Source organism: Micromonospora sp. C81, assembly GCF_018070425.1.
Lineage (GTDB): Bacteria > Actinomycetota > Actinomycetes > Mycobacteriales > Micromonosporaceae > Micromonospora > Micromonospora zamorensis.
Window position 1 is genome coordinate 110,247 of record NZ_JAGPXS010000013.1, and the last position, 19,633, is coordinate 129,879.

Annotated in this window: 20 protein-coding genes; 12 read left to right on the forward strand and 8 right to left on the reverse strand. The window is 69.8% G+C overall.

All coding sequences use genetic code 11. The annotated features are described in order from the left end of the window. Nucleotides 1-77 precede the first annotated feature (77 nt). On the forward strand, nt 78-1,655 hold the full coding sequence (locus tag KBX46_RS21290) for a tannase/feruloyl esterase family alpha/beta hydrolase (RefSeq protein ID WP_210793776.1): 1,578 nt from the start codon (nt 78-80) through the stop codon (nt 1,653-1,655). Nucleotides 1,656-1,695: 40 nt separating this feature from the next. Here the strand turns inward: KBX46_RS21290 and KBX46_RS21295 are convergent, their stop codons facing one another. Beyond that, the gene (locus KBX46_RS21295; protein WP_210793777.1) at nt 1,696-3,678 is read right to left on the reverse strand and encodes a GTP-binding protein; all 1,983 of its coding nucleotides are present in this window, start codon (nt 3,676-3,678) and stop codon (nt 1,696-1,698) included. Between the two features lie 254 nt (nt 3,679-3,932). Here KBX46_RS21295 and KBX46_RS33185 point away from each other — a divergent pair, with 254 nt between their 5' ends. From KBX46_RS33185 to KBX46_RS21310, 3 genes are all read left to right on the forward strand, one after another. Next, on the forward strand, nt 3,933-4,325 hold the full coding sequence (locus KBX46_RS33185) for a nuclear transport factor 2 family protein (protein ID WP_210793778.1): 393 nt from the start codon (nt 3,933-3,935) through the stop codon (nt 4,323-4,325). An 86-nt stretch (nt 4,326-4,411) separates the two neighbouring features. Then, the gene (locus tag KBX46_RS21305; protein ID WP_210793779.1) at nt 4,412-5,596 is read left to right on the forward strand and encodes a peptidase M23; all 1,185 of its coding nucleotides are present in this window, start codon (nt 4,412-4,414) and stop codon (nt 5,594-5,596) included. Between the two features lie 127 nt (nt 5,597-5,723). Beyond that, the gene (locus KBX46_RS21310) at nt 5,724-7,250 is read left to right on the forward strand and encodes a methyltransferase domain-containing protein (RefSeq protein ID WP_210793780.1); all 1,527 of its coding nucleotides are present in this window, start codon (nt 5,724-5,726) and stop codon (nt 7,248-7,250) included. A 10-nt stretch (nt 7,251-7,260) separates the two neighbouring features. On the opposite strand, the gene KBX46_RS32625 is transcribed toward KBX46_RS21310, so the two are convergent. Next, nucleotides 7,261-7,752 (reverse strand): MarR family winged helix-turn-helix transcriptional regulator, encoded by a 492-nt coding sequence (locus tag KBX46_RS32625; protein WP_210793781.1) that lies wholly within the window; start codon nt 7,750-7,752, stop codon nt 7,261-7,263. Here KBX46_RS32625 and KBX46_RS21320 point away from each other — a divergent pair. The 3 genes from KBX46_RS21320 to KBX46_RS21330 all read left to right on the forward strand — a co-directional run bounded on the left by KBX46_RS21320 (nt 7,717) and on the right by KBX46_RS21330 (nt 10,085). Beyond that, a complete protein-coding gene (locus tag KBX46_RS21320) occupies nt 7,717-8,412 on the forward strand; it encodes a disulfide bond formation protein DsbA (RefSeq protein WP_305798155.1) in 696 nt (231 codons plus the stop codon). The genes KBX46_RS32625 and KBX46_RS21320 overlap by 36 nt on opposite strands. A 53-nt stretch (nt 8,413-8,465) precedes the next feature. Next, the gene (locus KBX46_RS21325) at nt 8,466-9,227 is read left to right on the forward strand and encodes a GNAT family N-acetyltransferase (RefSeq protein ID WP_210793782.1); all 762 of its coding nucleotides are present in this window, start codon (nt 8,466-8,468) and stop codon (nt 9,225-9,227) included. 87 nt (nt 9,228-9,314) lie between these two features. Continuing rightward, nucleotides 9,315-10,085: an alpha/beta fold hydrolase gene (locus KBX46_RS21330; protein WP_210793783.1), complete on the forward strand. Its 771-nt coding sequence runs from the start codon at nt 9,315-9,317 to the stop codon at nt 10,083-10,085. A gap of 82 nt (nt 10,086-10,167) precedes the next feature. Here the strand turns inward: KBX46_RS21330 and KBX46_RS21335 are convergent, their stop codons facing one another. Then, nucleotides 10,168-11,388 carry a SpoIIE family protein phosphatase gene (locus KBX46_RS21335; protein ID WP_308159651.1) on the reverse strand — a complete coding sequence of 407 codons (1,221 nt, stop codon included), beginning with the start codon at nt 11,386-11,388 and terminating at the stop codon, nt 10,168-10,170. Nucleotides 11,389-11,582: 194 nt separating this feature from the next. Here KBX46_RS21335 and KBX46_RS21340 point away from each other — a divergent pair, with 194 nt between their 5' ends. Then, nucleotides 11,583-12,020, forward strand: coding sequence for an ATP-binding protein (locus KBX46_RS21340; RefSeq protein WP_210793784.1), 438 nt, complete (start codon nt 11,583-11,585; stop codon nt 12,018-12,020). A gap of 3 nt (nt 12,021-12,023) precedes the next feature. On the opposite strand, the gene KBX46_RS21345 is transcribed toward KBX46_RS21340, so the two are convergent. After that, the gene (locus tag KBX46_RS21345) at nt 12,024-12,599 is read right to left on the reverse strand and encodes a hypothetical protein (RefSeq protein ID WP_210793785.1); all 576 of its coding nucleotides are present in this window, start codon (nt 12,597-12,599) and stop codon (nt 12,024-12,026) included. Nucleotides 12,600-13,098: 499 nt separating this feature from the next. Here KBX46_RS21345 and KBX46_RS21350 point away from each other — a divergent pair, with 499 nt between their 5' ends. Further along, nucleotides 13,099-14,427: a glycoside hydrolase family 6 protein gene (locus KBX46_RS21350; RefSeq protein WP_210793852.1), complete on the forward strand. Its 1,329-nt coding sequence runs from the start codon at nt 13,099-13,101 to the stop codon at nt 14,425-14,427. A 115-nt stretch (nt 14,428-14,542) separates the two neighbouring features. Here KBX46_RS21350 and KBX46_RS21355 read toward each other — a convergent pair whose 3' ends face one another. Further along, complete coding sequence (locus tag KBX46_RS21355; RefSeq protein WP_247667932.1) at nt 14,543-15,004, reverse strand: GNAT family N-acetyltransferase; 462 nt, start codon at nt 15,002-15,004, stop codon at nt 14,543-14,545. A 92-nt stretch (nt 15,005-15,096) separates the two neighbouring features. Between KBX46_RS21355 and KBX46_RS21360 the strand changes: the two genes are divergently transcribed. The 3 genes from KBX46_RS21360 to KBX46_RS21370 are packed head-to-tail and all read left to right on the forward strand — an operon-like array spanning nt 15,097 to nt 18,050. Further along, entirely contained in the window at nt 15,097-15,573 is a 477-nt protein-coding gene (locus KBX46_RS21360; protein WP_247667907.1) for a VOC family protein, read from the forward strand. Nucleotides 15,574-15,622: 49 nt separating this feature from the next. Next, nucleotides 15,623-16,384 (forward strand): cyclase family protein, encoded by a 762-nt coding sequence (locus KBX46_RS21365; RefSeq protein WP_210793787.1) that lies wholly within the window; start codon nt 15,623-15,625, stop codon nt 16,382-16,384. Nucleotides 16,385-16,397: 13 nt separating this feature from the next. Then, nucleotides 16,398-18,050, forward strand: coding sequence for a thiamine pyrophosphate-binding protein (locus tag KBX46_RS21370; protein ID WP_210793788.1), 1,653 nt, complete (start codon nt 16,398-16,400; stop codon nt 18,048-18,050). A 35-nt stretch (nt 18,051-18,085) separates the two neighbouring features. Here KBX46_RS21370 and KBX46_RS21375 read toward each other — a convergent pair whose 3' ends face one another. Genes KBX46_RS21375 through KBX46_RS21385 form a run of 3 tightly spaced genes read right to left on the reverse strand, consistent with a single transcriptional unit; the run spans nt 18,086 to nt 19,514 of the window. Beyond that, nucleotides 18,086-18,649: a dihydrofolate reductase family protein gene (locus KBX46_RS21375; protein WP_210793789.1), complete on the reverse strand. Its 564-nt coding sequence runs from the start codon at nt 18,647-18,649 to the stop codon at nt 18,086-18,088. Next, nucleotides 18,637-19,143: an SRPBCC domain-containing protein gene (locus KBX46_RS21380; protein WP_210793790.1), complete on the reverse strand. Its 507-nt coding sequence runs from the start codon at nt 19,141-19,143 to the stop codon at nt 18,637-18,639. Before KBX46_RS21380 ends, KBX46_RS21375 begins: the two co-directional genes overlap by 13 nt. Beyond that, the gene (locus KBX46_RS21385; RefSeq protein ID WP_210793791.1) at nt 19,140-19,514 is read right to left on the reverse strand and encodes a helix-turn-helix transcriptional regulator; all 375 of its coding nucleotides are present in this window, start codon (nt 19,512-19,514) and stop codon (nt 19,140-19,142) included. Before KBX46_RS21385 ends, KBX46_RS21380 begins: the two co-directional genes overlap by 4 nt. Nucleotides 19,515-19,633 lie beyond the last annotated feature (119 nt).

Genomic DNA, 19,633 nt, shown 5'->3' on the forward strand with positions numbered 1-19,633 from the left:
ATTCGCCCAGCTCTAGCGTCACTCCCAGGCCGTGGCGATATTGCCGCGTTCCGCCTAGCGAAACATCGGAGGCCAATGTGCTCCACAGGTTACGTCTCCTCTCCGCCGTGGTCGTCGCCGCCGGTCTCACCGTCGCCGCGGCGCCCGGCATCGCACACGCCAAGCCGCGACTCGACTGCTCCACGACCGCCGCCGCCGGGAAGCTCAGCCGCGCCGTCGGCTACCCGACGACGGTCAGCTCCGCCACGACCGGCGCCACGGCGGCGGCCACGGCCTACTGCGACGTCCGGGCCGCAATCACGGTCGGTGCCGACGACGGCAGCACCTCGGTGATCCAGCTGCGTCTGCAGGTGCCTACCGACTGGAACCGCCGCTACGTCCAGCTGGGCGGCGGCGGCTTCTGCGGCAGCATCCCGACGGCCGGCACCTCCGGCAACGGCAACGTCGACCTCGGCTACGCGGTCGCCTCCGACGACACCGGCCACGTCGGCAGCGGCTCGGACGCCTCGTTCGGACTCAACAACAAGGCCGCGCAGAACACCTGGGGCTACCTCTCCGAGCACCTGACCGCGCTCGCGGCCAAGACGCTCCTCAAGGGAATGACCCGCCATGCTCCCGCGTACTCCTATTTCGTGGGTTGTTCGACCGGTGGTCGGCAGGCGCTGATCGAGGCGCAGCGCTGGCCCGGTGACTTCGACGGCATCGTCGCCGGCGCACCGGCCAACCGGCAGAACTACCTCGCCCCGCTCTCGCAGGGCGTGCGCGAGCAGCAGAACCGGAACGCCGACCGCAACCAGATCGTCGACGCCGCCGCCGCGGCGGTCGTCAACCAGGGCGTGCAGGCCGCCTGCGACGGTGTCGTGAAGGACGGTGTCGTGGACGACCCACGCGCCTGCCGGTTCGACCCGGCGACGCTGCTCTGCCCGCAGGGGGCAGCCGCAGCAGGTTGCCTCAGCGCCGCGCAGGTCGCGGTGGTGAAGAAGTGGTACGACAGCCCGCGCGACAACCGTGGTCGCGCGCTGTATCCGGGCGGGCTGCCGTTGGGTTCCGAGGGCGGCTGGGTCGGTTCCGACATCAGCACGTCGCCGACCGGTCTGAGCGGTGGCGGTGCGTTCGCCGAACAGGTCCTGCGCTACCTGGCCTTCCCGACCGACCCGGGGGCGGGCTACTCGCTCTGGGACTTCGACCCGAGCCGGGACGCGGCAGAGCTCGACAGGATGGCGAAGGTCTACAACGCCGACACCACCGATCTCGACGCCTTCCGCAGGGCGGGCGGCAAGCTGATGCTCTACCACGGTCTGGCTGACCCGCTGATCACCCCGTTCGGCACGATCCAGTATTACGAGGACGTGGTGAAGCGGTATGGCTCGCTGGCCCGCGCACAGCAGTTCGCCCGGTTGTTCCTGCTGCCCGGCGTCTACCACTGCTCCGGCGGTCCCGGCGCCGACCGGGTCGACTGGCTCGGCGCGATCCGCGCCTGGACTGAGCGGGGTCAGGCGCCGACGTCGGTGCTGGCCAGCAAGGTGAGCGGTGGCGTGACCACGACGGAACGTCCGGTGTACGCGTACCCGCTGCGGGCAGGCTACGACGGCAGCGGTGACCCGAACGCGGCGGTCAACTGGAAGCCGGTGCTCGGCCCACGCGGCTGGCGCTGATCGCATTCTGAAAGGGCCCGCGCATCTCGCGCGGGCCCTTTCAGTTTCGGTTCCTCGGCTGGGCGAGGAACCGCAGGTACTCCACCCGGTCGAACGGGTTGCCGTCGGTGCGGGGCCGGTGCGGCGGGTCACCGGGCACCAGGCGGTCGCCGCCGGGCACCGACGACCACAGCCCTTCCCCGCTGGACAGGTCCGGCAGCCGCCGCTGCGCCTCCGGTTCGAGCCGCGCCGGCAGCACCCCGCCGATCCGCCAGCCGGCGGCAATCTCGTCGGTGCCGTCGATGCGGGCGCCGAGCCGGCCCAGGTACGACGTGACAGCGCCGAGCCGGTCGGCCGGTACCTCCGCCTCGAACCGCCGGCACGGCTCGTAGACCCGGGTGCCGGCCTCGGCGAGCGCCTGCATGAGGACGTACGGCGCCAGGTCCCGGAAGTGCCCGGCAGTGGTGATCGGCGACCAGTAGCCGCTGTGCGTGAGGGTTACCCGGATGTCGGTGACCGGCCAGCCGTGACAACCCTGGTCGAGGGCGGCCCGGGTGGCCTCCTCGATGGCCTTGTGGAACGACAGCGGCAGCGAGCCGAGCTCGACCTCCAGCCGGTAGTCCACCGCGGAGCCGGGCTCGACCCGGAACCCGACGGTGCCGAAGAAACCGTGCCCGATGATCTCCACCGCCGAGCCGGTGCCGGTTGGCCGCTCGACGTGCATGAGGCGGCCCGCCCCGAACTCGGCCTCGATCCCGTACGCCTCGGCCAGCGTGGCGGCCAGCACCTCGCGCTGCACCTCGCCGTAGAGCAGCACGCTCGTGCCGCCGTTCGGGGCCACCCGGGTCCGGATGAACGGGTCGGTGTCCGCGATGTCCAGCAACGCGGCGTGCAGCGCCAGCGTCCGGGCCGGGTCGCGGGGCCGCACCACCGCCTCCATGGTCGGTGCCGGAAAGTACGACCGCCCGTCGAGGCCGGCCGAGCTGCCGAGCTGGTCGCCGAGGCGTACCCCGGTCAGGCCGGTGACCCGGGCGATGTACCCGGCGGTCAGCGCGGCCGGCAGGTCGTCCCGGCCGGTCGGCTCGGCCTGGTCGGTGGGCGCGCCGATCACGTCGAGCCGGGTGATCCGGGCGCGGGTCGCGGTGATCTGGCCGTCCGGCTCCCGGCGGTACGCGATGACCCGCTGGCGGGCCCGAAGCTCCCCGGCGTACGACCGCAGGTACGCCACCCGCTCGCCGGCGGGGTCGCGTTCGATGGCGAAGACCCGGGCCCGCGGCTCGGGCTCCGCCGGTGGCGACGCCGGAAGCAGGGCCGCGATGGCGTCCAGCAGTTCCGGTACGCCGGCTCCGGACAGCGCCGAGCCGAACAGCAGGGGGTGGACCTGCCCGGCCGCTACCTGGACCCGAAGCGACTTGTCGATCCGATCGGGGTCGGGTGGCAGGTCGTCCACGAGGGTGGCCAGCAGCTCGTCGTCGTGCTCGGCGAGGGCCTCGGCGAGCCGGTGGGCGGCGCTGCGGTCGTACCGCGGATCGTCGAGCCGGAAGGCGGCCTCGGGGGTGCCGGGCCCGCGGACCGTGCCCAGCGGGGCGACGGCCGGGGTGAGCAGCCGTCGTACGTCCGCGACCAGCTCGTCGGTGTGGGCACCCCTCCGGTCGATCTTGTTGACGAAGATCAGCGTGGGTAGCCGGAGTGACCGGAGGATTCGCATGATCCGCCGGCTGTGCGGTTGCACCCCCTCGACGGCCGACAGCACCAGGATCGCCGCGTCGAGCACCCCCAGCGCGCGTTCGACCTCGGCCACGAAGTCGCTGTGCCCGGGGGTGTCGAGCAGGTTGACCTGGCGGTCGGGTAATCCGAACGCGGCGACGGCGCTGCGGATGGTGATGCCCCGGCGGCGCTCGATCTCGCCGGTGTCGGTCTGCGTGGTGCCCGCGTCGACACTGCCGAGCCGGTCGGTGACACCGGTGGCGTGCAGCAGTCGTTCGGTCAGACTGGTCTTACCGGCGTCGACGTGGGCGACGATGCCAAGGTTGATGGTCTGCATGGGCTGACGGTTCCTCGAAAGCTCGCGTCCGGATGGGCGGGAAGGTTTCGAGTCCTCGCATCGCCGTGCTCCCGTCGGTCGGTTCGATCCGTCATGGCACCGGGCCCCGTGGTGGCGGCCTCCGCTCAGGCTGGCACAGCCGGTCCAGGTCTTCCACCAAATATGACCGACTTGGTTCCAGGCAGCAGCTCCAACGGGTGCCGGCTCGGCGATCACCGGGTGACCGGTGGTCAGGAAGCCCGTACGCTGGCGTCGTGATCGACTTTCGCGCGGCGGTTGAGGCACGCGATCCCGATGCCATCACGGCGGCCCTGGCCGACGACGTGGTTTTTCGCAGCCCGGTGGCGTTCAAGCCGTATCCGGGCAAGGCAATCACCGCGGCGATCCTGCGGGGCGTTCTGCGGGTGTTCGAGGACTTCCGGTACGTCCGTGAGTTGAGCGGTGACGACGATCGCGATCACGCGCTGGTGTTCGAGGCGCGGATCGGCGACGTCGCCGTCGAAGGTTGTGACTTCCTGCACCTGGACGAGAACGGCCTGATCGACGAGTTCACCGTGATGGTTCGCCCGCTGTCCGCCGCGCAGGCCCTGGCCGCCGCGATGGCGGCCCAGTTCGCGCAGATCCAGCGTGAGGCCACCGCCGGCTAGCGCGTCCTCCCTTCATAGACAAAGACCGATCTGCGGTATAGCCTCCTGCGGTATACATCAGCCTCTCAACCCCCTCTGGAGAGGACATGATCATTACTCAACGCTGGCTCGGTACCGCCACGGCGATGCTGCTCGTTGCCACCATGATCAGCACCGTGCCGAGCGGCGCCCACGCCGCGCCGGCCAATGACGTCACGATCGCCGTGCAGCACAGGCTGCTTGAGGAGGCCGCGGTCACGGCGGGCCAGGGAGCCCGCGCCGCCGGTCCGGCGGACACCCGGGTGACCGTCACCCGCCGGGACGGCCGGGCCTGGGCATTCGGCACCGCGGTGCTCGTCGCTCCGCAGGAGGAAGGGCTCTACCCGTCCGGCTGGATCTTCGTCGCCCGCCACCAGCGCGGCGACTGGCAGGTCGCCTTCGAGGGGGAGGCCACCTTCGCCGAACTGACCGCGGCCGCGCCCGCCTCCGTCGTCCCCCGACAGGAAATGGCCGCTCTCACAGCCCCCGGCACCCTGGCCGCGAACGGAGACTTCCGCACCGGCATGCGCCTGCCGTTCACCGTCGGCCAGTCCTGGACCCTGCGAGGTGGCCCGCACGGCTGGTCGGGCTCCCCGCGACCGTTCAGCTCGATCGATCTCCAAGGCGGTGACCAGCGGGTGCTGGCCGTGCGCGCCGGCACCGCGTACACGATGTGCAAGGGCTGGATCCGGGTGATCCACGACCGGGGGTACGCCACGGACTACTACCACCTCTGGAACAACATCAACGTCGATGGCGCGTCCGTCTCGGCGGGCACCTACCTCGGCGACACCGGCACCGACATCACCTGCGGCGGCTCTGCCAGCAGCCGGCACGTGCACCTGGGGCTCCGGCAGAACAGCGCGTACGTGGCGATCGCGACCCACAACCTGGGCAAGTGGGTGCCGAGAGAGGGCAGCACGGCCTACGAGGGCTCCGCGCTGCACGGCTCGAAACGCGTCTACGTCGGCGGGGCGCTCTACAACTACGGCGCACTCGGCTTCACCCAGGGAATCGTCGACAGCAACGGCGGCACGTCGATCAGCCGGCGGTCCGGGCCGGGCACCGGCTACGGCGTCGTCGGCTCGCTCGCGGACGGTGCCACAGCGAGCATCGCCTGCTCGTCGAACGGCACCAGTCTGACCGGCCGCTGGGGCGCCAGCACCCTGTGGAACAAGCTGACCGACGGCACCTGGGTCCCCGACGCGTACCTGTACACCGGATCGGCCAGCCAGGTCAACGGCTCGTGCTGAGGCGCCGCCCCGCGCCACGTCGGTCACAGCTGCGCAACGGCGTCGTCGCCGTCCCGGCCGGATGACCGCAACAAGCCTCCCGTTATGATCGCGGGCCGCACATCGGCCCGGACAACGTGGGGTGACCATGGCTGGCCTGTCCACCCGCTTCGTGCTCTTTCCGGGGCGGCATCACCTGCTGACCTGCTTCCAGGCTGACTACCTGCGGCGGCTCGCCGAGGACGGCGCTGTCACGATCGTCTGGGCGGTGACCTCCGCCAACCACGAGAACACCAAGCGCAATCCGGTCCCGTACCACCGGCGGGAGGCCGCGATCGAGCGATTCAGCGTGCTGAGCGGGCTGCGGTCAATGGTCGTGCCGATCTTCGACACCGCGTACACCGATGCCTTCGCCGAGGTGACCCTCAAGAACATCGCGGTAGCCACCGGACTCGAACTCACTCCTGCCGACACCCTGGTGGCTTGCTCGACGCCGCAGGTCGCCAAGCTGTACGAGCGGCTCGGTTTCACCATCGCGCAGGTCGAGGCCGACCCCGAGCTGCGTACCACGCCCGAACGGCCCTGGGATGTCCTGCTGCGCCTGGCAGCGGGCGACGACACGTGGCGCAAGCTGACGCACCCGGCGACGATCGACGTCTTCGAGCGCTACCGTCTGGTCGACGAGATCCGGATGGTGGTCAACGACCCCCTCGTCGGCGACGAGGGTGGCCTTACCGTCACCCGCGACTACCGGACCTACGTGGAGGCCTTCGCCGGCGCCGCCGAGCGCAAGTGGGCCGCCGTCCGGCAGTACGTGCAACCCGGTCGGATCGTGGATATCGGCTGTGGCGCCGGGGCGATCCTGGAGTTGGCCGACCGGGAGGCTGGCCTGCACGAGAGTGACCTCATCGGCGTCGAGGTCGCCCGACACCTCTTTCAGGAGTGCCTGCACAAGAAGGCGCAGGGCGTGTTCCGCAACGCCAACGTGTACTTCTTCCACCGCAACGTCCTCGGTGGCGCGGTCTTCAAGGACCGGTCGGTGGACACCACCCTCACCTTCGCGCTGACCCATGAGATCTGGTCGTACGGGCGGCAGCGGGAGTCACTGTTGCAGTTCGCCCGCCGCATCCACGACCACACCGTGCCCGGTGGCGTCTGGATCAACAGTGACGTGTGTGGCCCGGACGATCCCCACCGTCCGGTGATCCTGCGACTCGTGGCGGATGACGGCGACAACCCGGCATCGCCGCACCGGGACCTCGCCAGCCTCGACTCCGCCGAGGTCAGGCGGTATGTCGGCGGACTGTCGACGCGGGCACGGCTGGATCAGTTCGCTGTCGACTTTGCGTTCCCCTTCGACTACGAGGCGCTGCCCGACGGCTCGGTGCGGCTTGAGCTGGGCTCCGCGATGGACTACCTGACCCGCAAGGACTACACCGACAACTGGCTCTCCGAGACGAAGGAACAGTTCTGTGGCCTCAGTTTCGCCGAGTGGACGACCCTGCTGACCGAAGCGGGCCTCGAGATCGGTCCTGCCTGCACCGTCGTCCGCAACGAGTGGGTGATCGACAACCGGATCGCACCTGTCGCCTCTCTCGCCGACCTCGATGGGCAGCCCCTCGACTGGCCGACGACCCACATCCTCACCGTCGCCCACCGGCCCTGGAACGAGTGAGGGCTCGCACTCAGGCACCCACGGCGCGGGTCAGCGTCGCCAGTAGGCGCTCGAGCGCTGCGCGGTCGCTGTCGGTGAGGCCACGCAGGATGCGCGCCTCATTGGCCAGATGCTCCTCGATCAGCTGGTCGATCAACGTCATCCCGGCGGGGGTCAACGCCACCACCCTGCCGCGCGCGTCGGATTCGAACACCGAGCGTGACACGAGCCCTCTGGCGATCAACCGGTCCACCCGCTTGGTCACCGCACCGGTGGTGACGAGCATCCGCTGGCTCAGCTGCCCGGCCGTGAGCGCGTACGGATCACCCTCGCGACGCAGCGCCGCGAGCACGTCGAACTCACCGTTGCCGAGGTCCGCAGCGGCGAACGGCGGCCGCAGGGCTGCGTCGAGTGCTACGGCCAGCTGCTGGATCCGACCGATGATCAGCAGCGGGTTGGGGTCGAGGTCTGGTCGCTCGCGTCGCCATTGACCAACGATCTGGGTGATGCGGTCGTCATCCACCGTTGCATCTTACCTTCCATGGAAGGTAACTTGCCTTCCATGGAAGACAATTTTGACCGTGCGTCGACGGTCACGGCGTACGTGGACCCGTCCTGTCCGTTCGCCTGGATCACCTCGCGCTGGCTGGTGGAGGTGGCACGGATGCGTCCGATCGATCTGCGGTTCGAGGTGATGAGCCTCGCGGTGATCGACGAGCATCGCGATCTGGAGCCCTGGTACCGCGAATTCAACGACCGGGCATGGGGGCCGGCGCGGGTGTGCACGGCGGTGTCCGCCGAACACGGCCCGACCGCCCTCGCGAGTCTGTACGCGGCGCTCGGCCGCCGGATCCACGACGAGGGCGACAAGGATTTCGACGCCGTCGTCCCCGCGGCTCTTGCCGAGGCGGGCCTTCCCGCCGACCTGGCCGGGGCCGCCCATCGCAGCGACATCGACCCGCGGATGCGGGCGAGCACCGCCCGCGCACAGCAACTCGTGGGCGAGGACCTCGGCACCCCGACGATCGTGGTCGACGACGTGGCGTTCTTCGGCCCCGTACTGACCTCGATCCCGCGCGGGGAAGAGGCCCTGCACGTCTTCGACGGTGCCCGTCTGCTCGCCTCCTGCGGGGCCTTCTCCGAACTCAAACGCGTCCGGGCTGGCGGCCTCAGTTTTGCCTAGCCTCGCCGTGTCACGCGCCGAGTCGAGACCTCTTCTCTGGGACAACTACCGCCATGACGACAGAAGCGAACGAACGCGCCCGGTCCCTGTCCGCCTCCGACGCGCCACTGCGCCAGGCCCGTAACTCCGCTGCCTTCTGGGCCACCACCGGGCGGGTCCGCGGCCACAAGGTGCTCCGTCGGCGGGGCTTCCTCGCCGTCGTCGGCGACGGGCGCGCGGGCCTGCGCATCCTGATCCAGGAGCCCGACCTCCGTCGTGAGGAACTGGCCGAGATCACCGAACTGGCGGCCCGGGCGACCGGGCCGGTGGACGCCGAGGACCCGTTCAGCTCGACGGATCTGCGCCACCTCGACATGCGTTCCTGGCAGATGCCGGTCATGCTGCGCCAGCCCGGGGTCGTGGCCGAGCCGGAGATGGCGGTCATCCGGCTGCGAAGCGAGGAGGACCTGCGAGCCGCGGAGCGTACCGTGATCGCCGCTTTCGAGCTGGCCAGGTTCGTGCCCCACCGAGCCGGCGAGATGTTCCCGACGGCGTTGATCCACCAACCAGGTGTGGACGTGTTCGTCGCCAGCCTGGATGGCGAGATCGCCGGGGTGTGCGTCACCGTCGTGCACGGTGGGCTCGGCAGTCACTACTGGGTCGGAACCGCACCGGAGTTCCGGTCCCGTGGTGTCGGGCGGGCGGTCATGCTGGGATCCCTGGCTCCGATGGCGGAGCTGCCGGTCACGCTGACCGCCTCCCGACTGGGCCAGCCGCTGTACGAGTCCTTGGGGTTCGCCGTCACCGGCACCTCGACCTGGTGGTCGTCCCGGTAGGAGTCCGGCGCGACCACAGAATTTGGTCATCCACGCTCGAACCGCCTGCTGAACTGTGCGTCACTCGACTGTGGAAGGCTCGGAGCCGTGGATCAGTTCATCAACGTGGGTGACGGGTCCGTGTGGGCCCAGGACACCGGGGGTGGCCTTCCGCCCGTCGTGCTGCTGCATCCGGGCGTTGGCGACTCTCGCATCTGGGACCCGGTGTGGGAGCGGCTCGCCGGGCAGCACCGGCTGATCCGGTACGACGTGCGGGGCTTCGCGCGCTCAGCACCGCCGGCCGGGCGGTTCTCCCGGCTGGACGACCTGCGTCGGGTGCTCGATCGGCTCGAGGTCGGGCCGGCGTTGTTCGTCGGTTGCAGCATGGGCGGCGGCACCGCGCTCGACCTCGCCCTCGCCGAGCCGGATCGGGTCCGCGGGATGGTGCTGGCCTGCCCCGGCATCTCTGGCGCCCCGCCCGCCCACGATCCCGACGACGAGCCGGACAGCTCCGACCCGGAGATCTTCCTCGAACAGGGCATCGCCCGATGGGCCCGCGCCGGCCGAGATCCGCTCGTCGTCGATCTGCTGCGCTCGGCGGTTCGGTTCTGGCTCAACTGGGGCGACGCCTTCACTGATGACGGCGACGCGTGGTCCCGGCTGGAAAGTGTGGCCACCCCCTGCGTGCTGCTGCTCGGCGATCTCGAGCGCCAGTCGTTCGTCCCGGCCTGCGTCGAGGCCGCGCGACGCATTCCCGGGTGCCGCCTTGTGCGGATACCCGGCGCCGACCATTTCGTGCCGTTGCGGGCACCCGACGCCGTGGTGGAGGCGCTGCGCTCGCTGCGTGCTGATCGGACCGGCCACCAGTTGCCCCGGTAGCCCGACGGCAGCCCTTACGCAGTAGCGCACCTGATCAGGGCATCGTGACCCTGCGGAGGTGGCCGACGGTTGCCCGAGCGGCTCAATCCGGCGGTGGCTGGCGCCGGATGACCAGGAGGGCGATGTCGTCGTTGGGGTGCTCCTCTGCGGTTGTGGCCATGATGTGGTCGCACAACGCCTCGGCTGGCCCGGACCGCACGGCGTCGGCGAGGCGCTCGATGCCGGTGTCGATCAGTTCGGTGCGGCGTTCGATCAGTCCGTCGGTGTAGAAGATGAGCGCCGCGCCCGGTGGTAGGTCCAGCACGGTGTTGCGGCGAGTGGCTGATGGTCTGCCCACACCGAGTGGCCGGTCCACCGTCAGGTTGACGAGCGCGGTGGGACGGCCGGGGACAGCCAGCAGCGGTGGCAGGTGGCCGGCGGAGGAGAGGTGCACCCTCGTGCGATCGGGTGTGATCAGGGCGTAGACGGCGGTGGTGAGGGTGCCCGCTTCGAAATGGTGGATCTTGCGGTCGAGGGATGTCAGCGCTTGGGCGGGATCGTCGGAATCGAGGGCGTAGGCGCGCAGCGCGCTGCGGATGCGTCCCATGACGACGGCGGAAGGCAGTCCGTGGCCCGAGACGTCACCGATGACGGTGCCCAGCCAACCCGAGGGCAACGTGAACACGTCGTACCAGTCGCCACCAATGCCCAGGTCGTGGCCGGGCACGTACCGGGCGGCCAGGTCCAGGCCGGGGATGTCGGGTAGTCGGCCGGGCAGCAGGCTACGTTGCAGGGCCAGCGCTGCCTGCCGGTCGAGGACCTGCGCTCGGGCCCGACCCGCGAGGCTGGCGCGATCGGCAACCAGCTGCAACAGCCGCACGTCGTCGGGACCGAACCGCCGCAGGGCCAGGGAGCCGACGTGCAGTACGCCGACGAGGTCGCCGTTGACGAGCATGGGCACGCCGAGCAGAGCACGTACGCCCGTGGCGAGCAGGACGGGATTGACCACGTCGTCGGGCGTGACGTCATGGATCGTGACCGGCGCACGTGTCGCCGCCACTCGCCCGGCGAAGCCGCGTCCGACCCGGAGGCGGAAACCGCGACGTACCTCTTCCTCCAGGCCTTTTGCCGCTGTCGCGACGAGCTCGCCGGTGTGTTCGTCCAGCAGCAGGATGGTGGCGGTGTCGACCTTGAGCAGGTCCCGGACGCGTTCCAACAGCTCGTCGAGCAACTCGGCGACGTGCAGCCCCGACAGGGCGGCATCGGTGATCGCCTCGATACGACGCAGCCGCTCGTCATTGGTCATCAGCTCGGCGTCCGCCACGCAGGCAGCCTAGACGCCGGCACGCCGCCGACTGCATGCCAGCAGCGAGATCAACAGTGTTGCGCCGCCGGGGTGGGGTATCTTCCCATGTCACATCGATGCACTGATCGTCCGGCGAACCCGTTCCGGAGAGCTGTCTTCCCTCGTGCCATCGACAAGCTCACCGGCTCCGCATCCGACAGGGAGGGGAAGCAGTGGCGAACCCACCGCTCGGCCACCATGCTCCCTCCGCCAGGAAGCCGCTGCTCTCGACGTCGTTCACCCTCGCCGACCTGACCCGCGTCCGACGCGAGGTTGAGGCCGCCAGCCGCCGGTGCGGCCTCGGCCACGACGAGATCGAGAACTGGGTCACTGCGGTCAACGAACTGATGATCAACGTGATTCGGCACGGGGGCGGCAGAGGTGGCCTACGCCTGCTCGTGGATGGCCAGCTCACCTGTGAAGTCACCGACTGCGGACCGGGCTTCAACACCGCGCACTACCTTCCGCGCACCGAGCGACCACCCCTGTCCGAAACGGGAGGTATGGGCCTGTGGGTGGTCGGGCAGATGGCCGACTACCTCCTCGTCGTCAGCGGACCCGCAGGGACCACCATTCGCATCGCGGCACGCACCAGCGGCACTTTCGCATAGCCTTCAGAGCCCGGCTGCGGCGTCGTACCGGCGGCGTTGGTCGGCCATTTCCGAGTCGGTCAGCGCCTCCTTGAGCGCCAACTCCGCGTACTTCTCCGGGAACATCTCGCGCAGCCGGTCGGTGAACATGACGTCGGCGGTCGCCTCGACCACCTGGATGCCCGGAGGTTCGGTGGACATATCCATGATCACGGGGCCGGCCAGCTTGACCGCCACGTCCCAGGGGCGCTTCTGCTCGGCGACCCCGCAGAGGTGGAAGCCGTAGACCGTCCGCACGTCGGCAAGCGCGCTGACCTTGGCCGGCTCGTAGCCGTAGACGCGGACCCCGCAGATCACTGCCGGCTTCTCGGTGGTCACCTGCTGGGCAGTGTGTCCGGCGTGATTGTGCTGCCCCGGGTCCGCCTGTTCGAGCGTGGTACGCATCCGAGCCATGATCTGCCCCTGCAGATCGGCCGGCTTCGCCTTCGGGTCGGCCCTGTTGAGCAGTATGACCGCGCCGGCCGACACCACCAGCAGGATCACCGCCATCCACACATAGCGGTTTCGGTGCCAACCCGCGAAACGTTCTCGGGAAATCATGATTGCTTCTCAATTCGTCGCCGGTTCTGGTGCGCTGACGGACCGGATCGGATGCACGGCGTGTCAGACGTCGAGCGCGTCGGCCGTCGGGGGATGCGCAGTGAGGAATGCCTACGGCGGGCGAGGATGCCTGCCCGTCGTCCTGGAGATGGCCCGGCGATGCGGCAGGTGAGCGTCCGCCAAGCGGCGCGCTGCCGGCACTGCGATGCTCCCGCGCTGGCCGTTCCCAGCGCGGTTGCCCCCGCGCTGCGGCGATGTGAGTCATTCCAGCACGCCTGAGCCCGTTCTGGCAACATCGACAAGTATCAGTGTGCATTCGTCCCGCCTTGACGGATGACGAGGTCCTGCTCATCGACGGGCCTCCACGTCTTGGCAGGGGGGCGCGCCTCCGATACCGTCCTGGGAACGCTCCCATGAACGTGGAAACATCTATGTGATCAGGAGGCAACACGTCGTGCCTACCCTCTCCTCGCTTCGCCGCAGATCGGCGGCCATCAGCATGGCGGCCGTCGCGGCCGCCACCGTCGTGGGCGTCTGCCTGACCGTCGGCAGTGCCTCCGCCGGCACGCTGTCCGGCTCGCTCTACCGCGACCCGAGTTCGGCCGTCGTCCGTTGGGTCGCCGCGAACCCCGGCGACTCGCGTACCGCCGTCATCCGCGACAAGATCGCGAGCCAGCCGCAGGCCCGCTGGTTCGCCAACTTCAACCCGTCGACAGTGCAGTCCGAGGTCTCCGAGCACATCGGCGCCGCCAACGCGGCGCAGCAGATCCCGGTGCTGGCGGTGTACGAGATCACCAACCGGGACTGCGGCGGAGCCAGCGCCGGTGGGGCGCCGGACCTCAACCAGTACCAGACGTGGGTGTCCAACTTCGCCAGGGGACTGGGCAACCAGACCGTCATCATCATCCTGGAAACCGACTCGCTCGCCCTGCTGACGTGCCTGAGCGGCGGCGAGATCAGCGCTCGCAACGAGGCGATCTCGACGGCCACCCGGACCATCAAGTCGGCCAACCCCAACGCCAAGGTGTATCTCGACGGCGGTCACTCCACCTGGAACAGCGCGGGGGAGACGGCCAACCGGCTCCGGGCGGCCGGCGTGCAGTACGCCGACGGCTTCTTCACCAACGTGTCGAACTACAACTCCACCTCCGGCGAGGCGAACTTCGGCCGGAACGTCATCTCCGCCCTCAACGGCATGGGCATCTCGGGCAAGCGCCAGGTCATCGACACCAGCCGTAACGGAGGGGCCAGCGGGGACTGGTGCGGCGACGACAACACCGACCGGCGCATCGGGCAGTACCCGACGACCAGCACCGGAGACAGCAACATCGACGCGTACCTCTGGGTGAAGCCGCCGGGGGAGGCGGACGGGTGCCGCTACACGGCCGGTTCGTTCCAGCCCGACCTGGCCTTCAGCCTGGCCAACGGCGCGCCCAACCCGCCGACCACCGCTCCGCCGACGACCACTCCTCCGACCACCACCCCGCCGACGACCACCCCGCCGACCACCCCTCCGCCGAACAGCTCGCCGCCGACCGGTGACGGCTGCTACGCGGATGTGGCGGTCAACCAGTGGGCCGAGGGCTTCACTGCGACCGTGACGGTCACCGCCGGCAAGTCGGAAATCAACGGCTGGAAGGTGACCGTCGAACTGCCCGCAGGCGCCGCGGTCACCGGCACCTGGAACGCGCAGGCCAGCGGCACCAGCGGCGCCGTCCAGTTCACCAACGTGAGCTACAACGGACGCGTCGCCGGCCGGCAGTCGACCACCTTCGGCTTCCAGGGCAACGGCACCGGCCCGGGCAGGATCGCCGTCTGCGTCGGCTGACCCATCCGGGAGCTGCGGCCCGGCGCGGAGGAGCACTCTCTGCGCCGGGCCCGTCCCCGTCCTGCGGTAAGGGCCGGACCGGCCGGCGCCCAGGGTTCAGGTGAAGAAGTGCGGTTCAGTCGACCCGCTGGGCCAGCACCTGACCCGGCCAGGACCCAGACAGGAAGGTGTGGGTGGGGGTGAACCCGTGGCGCTCGTAGAACGCCACCAACTCGCCACCGCCGCCCGCCCAGCAATCGACCCGTAGCAACCGCACGCCCGCTCGTCGGGTCTCGTTCACGGCGTGTGCCAACAGGGCAGACCCCAGGCTCCGGCCGGCGAATCGTCGGTCGGAAACCAGGAGACGGACGTAGCGCTCCGGTTCTGCCGCAGGCGCGATCGGTGCTTTCGGATCGGGCCCGGCATCCAACACCAATGCCGCGGCCGGCGTTCCGTCCATTTCCGCGATGAACGGAAGGCTCTCGGTCAGATACCGGTCGACCAGCTCGACCCGTTCGGGCTTTTCGGAGAACGGCGTCGTGCCCCACTGCTCGGTGTTGCCGCGATCGTTCATCCAAGCCACCGCTGAGTCGAGCATGGTCAGCACTGCGGGTGCGTCGGCCGGGCCACCGCGTCTGATTCGTACGCCGCGGGTGGGGTCGTCCATGGCGGAATTGTAATCTGTGGCTCATGGAAGACGCCGACCAGCGGGACCCCCAACCTGGGCGGGGGACGATCCAGCGGATGGACAACATCGCCATCGTCGTCGACGACCTCCCGGCAGCCAGGGCATTCTTCGTCGCACTCGGCCTGGAGTTCGAAGGTGAGGCGACAGTCGAGGGCAGCGCGGTGGACCGCCTCGTCGGGCTCGAGGGCGTCCGCTCAGACATCGTGGTGATGCGCACCCCGGACGGCCACGGACGGCTCGAGCTGACCAGGTACCACACGCCGACGAGCCCAGACGGTGACCCGCGGGCGCCGACGAACACGCTGGGCGCGCATCGCGTCATGTTCGCCGTCGAGGACATGGACGACATCCTCGACCGACTGCGGCCACACGGAGCCGAACTCGTCGGCGAAGTGGTGCGATACGAGAACAGCTACCGGCTCTGTTACCTCCGTGGCCCCGCAGGCATCATCGTCGCGCTGGCCGAGCAGATCACGTGACCCGTCCGGGCATCCATCGTGGATCGTGAGTGCGGTGTACCGTCGCCGCATGACGGTGCTGCAGGAGTTTGTCGCCGCTCTTTCCAGCGGCCGGATCCAGGTTGTCGACCTCACCGCCCCGCTCTCGGACCAGACCCCGATCCTGGGTCTGCCCGAGCAGTTCGGCCAGACCTGGCCGTTCCGGCTCAGCGAGATCAGCCGGTACGACGACCGTGGTCCGGCCTGGTACTGGAACAACTTCTCCACCGGCGAGCACACCGGCACCCACTTCGACGCGCCGGTGCACTGGGTCTCCGGTCAACAGGGCGCGGACGTCTCCCAGGTCCCGGTGCGTCAGTTGATCGCCCCGGCGGTGGTGATCGACCACGCGGCCGACGCCGCCGACAACAGTGACTTCCTGCTCGAGGTCGAGCACATCAAGGCGTGGGAGGCGGAACATGGTGCCCTGCCCACCGGCGGCTGGCTGCTCTACCGCACCGGTTGGGACGCGTACGGCGACGACCCGGAGCGGTACGCCAACGCCGGGCGTACCCCGGGCATCTCCGTCGAATGCGCCCGCTGGCTGGCCGAGGAGTCGCCGATCCAGGGCGTCGGAGTGGAGACGGTCGGCACCGACGCGGGCGCCGCGCACTCGTTCGACCCGCCGTTCCCGTGCCACTCGTTCCTGCTCGGCCAGGAGAAGTACGGCCTGACCCAGCTACGCAACCTGGCGCAGTTGCCGACGACCGGCGCGGTGGTGATCGCCGGACCGCTGCCGATCGTCTCCGGATCCGGCAGCCCGTGCCGGGTCCTCGCGCTGGTCGAACGGTAGGACCGGGCCACAGATGCGGGTCGCCGAGGTGGTCGGCCGGGTTCTGTACGAACACGGCGCACGGTACGTCTTCGGGGTGGTCGGCAGTGGCAACTTCCATGTCACGAACGCGCTCGTGGCGGCCGGTGCCCGGTTCGTGGCGGCGGCCCACGAGGGCGGCGCGGCGAGCATGGCGGACGGGTACGCCCGCACCTCCGGGACGGTGGGCCTGCTCTCGGTGCACCAGGGTCCGGGTGTCACCAACGCGCTGACCGGCCTCACCGAGGCCGCGAAGAGCCGTACCCCGATGGTGGTCCTGGCCCCGGAGGCGACCGCGCCGCGGTCTAACTTCTTCATCGACCTGCCGGCGCTCGCCGCCGCGGTCGGGGCGGACTTCCATCGGGTACGCGCGACACACGCGGCCGAGGACGCGGGCGCGGCGTACCGGGCTGCCGCCCGGGGCGCGACGGTGGTGCTGGGCCTCCCGTTGGAGGTGCAGCTCACCGTGACCGAACCGTGGTCCGGCCTGTTCCCTGCGGTCGCGCCCACCCCGGCCACCGTCCCGCAGGTCGAGCCGTTGCTGGCCGCGCTCCAGGCCGCACGTCGACCGGTCTTCATCGCGGGTCGGGGCGCCCGGGCGGCCCGGGAACCGCTGACACGGCTCGCCGACGCGTGCGGGGCACTGCTCGCGGTCTCCGCCGCAGCGAAGGGCCTGTTCGCCGGGAACCCGTGGTATATCGACGTGGCCGGCGGCTTCGCCACCCCGCTCGCCGCCGAGCTGATCGGTGCGGCGGACCTGGTCGTCGCGTGGGGCAGCACACTGAACATGTGGACCACCCGGCACGGTGAACTGATCCCGCCCTCCGCCGTCGTCGTCCAGGTGGACCACGACCCGGCCGCGTTCGGGGTGAACCGCCCGGTCGACCTGACGGTGGCGGGCGAGGTTTCGGCGGTCGCCGAGGCGACACTCGGTCGACTGGGCTCCACGGGGCCCGTGGACGCCGGGCCCGGCGGCTGGCGTACGCCGGAGCTGGCGCAACGGATTCGCGACCACGGCCGGTGGCGGACCGTCCCGTACTCAGACGAGGGTGGGCCGGCGCGGTCCGACACCCCGGCGACGATCGACCCGAGGACGCTGTCGGCAGCCCTGGACGACCTGCTGCCGCCCGACCGGACGGTGGTGGTCGACTCGGGCAACTTCATGGGCTACCCGTCCATGTGGCTCGACGTGCCGGACGTGGCCGGGTTCTGTTTCACCCAGGCTTTCCAGTCGGTCGGGCTCGGCCTGGCCAGTGCACTCGGCGCGGCGGTCGCCCGGCCGGACCGGCTCACCGTCGCGGCGGTCGGCGACGGTGGCTTCGTCATGTCCGCGACCGAACTGGTCAGCGCCGTCCGGCTGGCGGCACCCCTCGTCGTGGTGATCTACAACGACGCGGCGTACGGCGCCGAGGTGCACCACTTCGGCCCGGACGGGCACCCGTTGGAGACGATCACCTTCCCCGAAACCGACCTGGCCGCGATCGCCCGTGGCTACGGCTGCGACGGGTTGACCGTCCGGACCGTCGACGATCTCGGACCGGTACGCCACTGGCTCGCTGGTTCCCGCACCCGGCCACTGGTGGTCGACGCCAAAGTCAGCGCGGCGCACGGCTCATGGTGGCTGGAGGAGGCGTTCCGCGGCCACTGAGCCACCGCCGTCATCCAACCTCGCAGGGCTGTCGTTCACTGCCCGCGAGGGCGGTAGCGCAGGTGTACGACCCCGTTTGGGAATCGGCGCTCATCGAGGAGCTCAAGGTCGGTGCGCATGCCGGTCGGCAGCCCTGGCTTGCCGCCGCCGACGACAACCGGCAGGATCATCAGCTGGCACTCGTCGACCAGCCCGGCCTTGAAAGCCTGCGCCGCGAGGTCGGCACCTCCAACGGTGAGATCGGTGCTGGCCGTGGCCTTCAGTTCGCGTACGGCGGCGGGGTCGAAACGGCGTTCGATTCGAGTGTCGGCAGTTGAGGCCGCGTCGAGGGTCGTGGAGTAGACGACCTTGCTCGCCGCCTGCCAGGCGTTCGCGAAGTTTGCTGCGAGGTCGGACTGCGCCGCCAGAGCGGGGTCGGTCTCCCAGACGGCCATCGCCTCGTACAGGCTCCGCCCGTAGAGAAACGTGCCCACGGATCGCAGGAGGTCGGTGTGGAACGCGAACACCTCGTCGCCGAGTGGAAACCAGTCGAACGCGCCGCGTTCGTCCTCGATGTACCCGTCAAGCGACACGTTCGTCACGTAGATCAGCTTTGCCATGCCTCTGCCTCTCGATGACTTGTTGCAACGGCCTGCGCATTCATCAGCGCGGTGTCCAGCTTGGTGAACGCCTGGCGCCAGCCCTCCTCGCTGGGGCGCGCCAGGCGTTCGGGAAGCCACTGGCGGATCTCGAGTCGCGTCCGTCCGCCTGCCTCGTCGTGGAACTCGACCCGGAGTCTCGTCTCGAACGGCTCGAGGCCCTCCTGCAGCCGGCCGCCGACGTGCATGACGCCTTGGAGCAGTTCGCCGTCGGCGACGTCCGTGAGGTCGACGTGGACGTGCACCCGAAGCTCGGGTTGGGCGGCACTGACCTCCGTCCACCGTTGAAAGCCGCCGGGGCGTACGTCGAACTCGATCTCGTCGCGCGGCAGTGAGTTGCCGGTCGGGCCCCACCACGCCGCCAGATGGTCGGGATCGGTGAAGGCTCGGTAGACGAGCTCCCGCGGCGCGTCGAACACGCGAGAGATGACGAGCTGCGGAGTTTCGGTGGTCATTCGGGCTCCCTGGGGTCGTCAGCCACCCGGTCCGTTGCCGGTCCGGCGGCCTGCACCGCGGCGAGGTGGGCATCGAGGCGAGTGAGGGACGAGTCCCAGAACCGCCGGTAGCGCTCGATCCAGTCGGCTGCCTCGCGCAGCGGGGCAGCTTCGAGGTGACTCGCGCGCCACTTGCCCGACCGTGACCGCGAGATGAGCGCGGCGCGTTCGAGCACCTTCAGGTGCCGTGACACCGCTGGCATCGAGATGGACAGAGGAGCGGTGAGTTCGGTGACCGTGGCGTCGCGTTCGGCCAACTCGGCGACGATTGCCCGTCGAGTCGGGTCGGCGAGCGCCGAGAACACCGCGCTGAGCTGATCGGTGCCAGCCATCGTGAGCTCCTTCACTTAACCAGTGTGTTAAGCGTATTGGGATGCGGGTGATGTTGTCAACGGGATGCGTTCGTTCGGGCTTGCCTTCAAGGCCTCGTGCGGTCTGCCGCGTTGAGGGG

Excerpts from the sequence above, each read along its gene's own strand:
- KBX46_RS21310 (WP_210793780.1), top strand. The coding sequence starts at position 5,724 with ATGGCTGGCCTGTCCACCCGCTTCGTGCTCTTTCCGGGGCGGCATCAC.
- KBX46_RS21360 (WP_247667907.1), top strand. The coding sequence starts at position 15,097 with ATGGAAGACGCCGACCAGCGGGACCCCCAACCTGGGCGGGGGACGATC.
- KBX46_RS21305 (WP_210793779.1), top strand. The coding sequence starts at position 4,412 with ATGATCATTACTCAACGCTGGCTCGGTACCGCCACGGCGATGCTGCTC.
- KBX46_RS21385 (WP_210793791.1), bottom strand. The coding sequence starts at position 19,514 with ATGGCTGGCACCGATCAGCTCAGCGCGGTGTTCTCGGCGCTCGCCGAC.
- KBX46_RS21380 (WP_210793790.1), bottom strand. The coding sequence starts at position 19,143 with ATGACCACCGAAACTCCGCAGCTCGTCATCTCTCGCGTGTTCGACGCG.
- KBX46_RS21370 (WP_210793788.1), top strand. The coding sequence starts at position 16,398 with ATGCGGGTCGCCGAGGTGGTCGGCCGGGTTCTGTACGAACACGGCGCA.
- KBX46_RS21345 (WP_210793785.1), bottom strand. The coding sequence starts at position 12,599 with ATGATTTCCCGAGAACGTTTCGCGGGTTGGCACCGAAACCGCTATGTG.
- KBX46_RS21295 (WP_210793777.1), bottom strand. The coding sequence starts at position 3,678 with ATGCAGACCATCAACCTTGGCATCGTCGCCCACGTCGACGCCGGTAAG.
- KBX46_RS21375 (WP_210793789.1), bottom strand. The coding sequence starts at position 18,649 with ATGGCAAAGCTGATCTACGTGACGAACGTGTCGCTTGACGGGTACATC.
- KBX46_RS21350 (WP_210793852.1), top strand. The coding sequence starts at position 13,099 with ATGGCGGCCGTCGCGGCCGCCACCGTCGTGGGCGTCTGCCTGACCGTC.
- KBX46_RS21365 (WP_210793787.1), top strand. The coding sequence starts at position 15,623 with ATGACGGTGCTGCAGGAGTTTGTCGCCGCTCTTTCCAGCGGCCGGATC.
- KBX46_RS21325 (WP_210793782.1), top strand. The coding sequence starts at position 8,466 with ATGACGACAGAAGCGAACGAACGCGCCCGGTCCCTGTCCGCCTCCGAC.
- KBX46_RS21355 (WP_247667932.1), bottom strand. The coding sequence starts at position 15,004 with ATGCTCGACTCAGCGGTGGCTTGGATGAACGATCGCGGCAACACCGAG.